Origin of the sequence: Moorena sp. SIO2C4 (assembly GCF_010672485.1) — a bacterium.
In the GTDB taxonomy this organism is placed as follows: Bacteria; Cyanobacteriota; Cyanobacteriia; order Cyanobacteriales; family Coleofasciculaceae; genus Moorena; species Moorena producens.
Genome location: NZ_JAAHGN010001408.1, coordinates 1 through 1,517, shown reverse-complemented (window position 1 = coordinate 1,517; position 1,517 = coordinate 1). Strand labels below are relative to the sequence as shown.

The window sequence follows — 1,517 nt, the reverse complement described above, 5'->3', positions numbered from 1 at the left end:
TATGCCGATTCTACGTCCTGGTAGTTTTGGTGAGGCTGTCAAAACAGTCCAAGAAGTACTTTGGATTAGTGACTACTATACCGGTAAGATTGATGGCATCTTCGCTTCCCTGACACTCGAAGCAGTGCAACGCTTCCAACTCGACAGGGGTTTGCTAGGCAATGGTGTAGTTAGTGAACACACCTGGAACGCCTTGAGCGATATGCCTCGCTATGTCTATTAGGCGATGTCTATTAGGCGATTTCTCTTAGTGCGTTAGTCCTGTCCTCAAGGATTGATACCAAGTTGCAATCAATCAAAGATATTATCCTTTGAACTGGTGAGGGAGTGAGCAGCTATACTACCATCTTGTTCAACTTAGTACATAGCACATTAGAATTAATAACGGCAACTATGTTATGTTAATTTTCATGAAGCTCCTGAAAATTGACATAACATTATGAACCTGCCAGAGTCTGTTAAATTTTGGTCTCAATTCTTCCACCCCTTACTGATGTGGGTGCTGCTAGCGGCAGCCTTCTATGCTCTTTATCTGGGTTTGAAAATCCAAAAGACTAGAACGGCGGAAGGTGACGAAAAGAAAGCGCTAGTTAAGGGTCAATATAATGTTAAGCACCATCTTGTGGGTTCAGCGTTGCTAGCAATGATGGTACTGGGTACAATCGGAGGTATGGCAGTAACCTACATTAACAATGGCAAGTTGTTTTTTGGACCCCATTTGCTGGCTGGTTTAGGCATGACCGGAATTATTGCTACCTCTGCCTCTCTAACACCATTAATGCAGAAAGGTCAAGCTTGGGCTCGCTATAGTCACATCGTCCTGAATGTTGCACTCTTGGGACTATTCAGCTGGCAAGCCATCACCGGTATGCAAATTGTTCAGAAGATTCTTAGCAATCCGTAGATGATTTGATTTACCTAGGGGCGTGGTATTGTACCCGCCCTAGGATGGTTGTAGAGTTTAAATATGCAAACTTAAACTTAGCTTTTCGTTGCTTTTAGTTTAGGTGTCCAAGCTAAGCTCTAAGCATTGGGCTGATAGCTGATAGCTGATCTATCAACCCTTAGAGTAAATATTACCGTAGATTTTGCCGCTGCTGTGATTGCTTCGGTATAGGTAGACCATTACTGTTATGAAAGTCTTCCTGCACCTTGTGGGTTAAACGCCGGGAAACTTGACGGACAACTTGCTGCAAAATTCCGTTGCCTGTGCGTTGAATCAAGGACTGAGGTAGTTTCCGAATTGCCTTGGGAAACCACATGTCAACACTGAGGTCAAGATGCCACTCCACGCGGGTTATCGCTGATGGTATGGACTGCGATTCCAGCTGATGCTCTTGAAAATATTCCCTTGCTGGTACTTCTACTAAGGTCTGAGATGCCTGGAAATCAAGCTCATAGCCTGGACTGACGTGATTCGGGATGGGGGATTGTCCGAATCTGATAGGAATTTTCGTCTTGAGGTAGCAATTCCAAACCGATTTTTGGTTCAACCTTATAGCCAAATGCGCCAAAGA

At 44.2% G+C, this 1,517-nt stretch carries 2 protein-coding genes and 1 pseudogene; 2 read left to right on the top strand and 1 reads right to left on the bottom strand.

Annotated features, from left to right (window positions below):
- Both F6K20_RS38060 and F6K20_RS38055 read left to right on the top strand, forming a co-directional pair.
- On the top strand, positions 1–223 hold a 223-nt coding region (locus F6K20_RS38060; RefSeq protein WP_287298353.1), incomplete at its 5' end, for a peptidoglycan-binding domain-containing protein.
- Between the two features lie 216 nt (positions 224–439).
- A complete protein-coding gene (locus tag F6K20_RS38055; RefSeq protein WP_008179999.1) occupies positions 440–904 on the top strand; it encodes a DUF4079 domain-containing protein in 465 nt (154 codons plus the stop codon).
- Between the two features lie 172 nt (positions 905–1,076).
- Here F6K20_RS38055 and F6K20_RS38050 read toward each other — a convergent pair.
- A pseudogene (locus F6K20_RS38050) lies at positions 1,077–1,517 on the bottom strand (DUF1997 domain-containing protein); the annotation flags it as partial.

What these genes read in the sequence shown, in the direction of transcription:
- F6K20_RS38055 (WP_008179999.1), top strand. Translation starts at nt 440, where the DNA reads ATGAACCTGCCAGAGTCTGTTAAATTTTGGTCTCAATTCTTCCACCCC.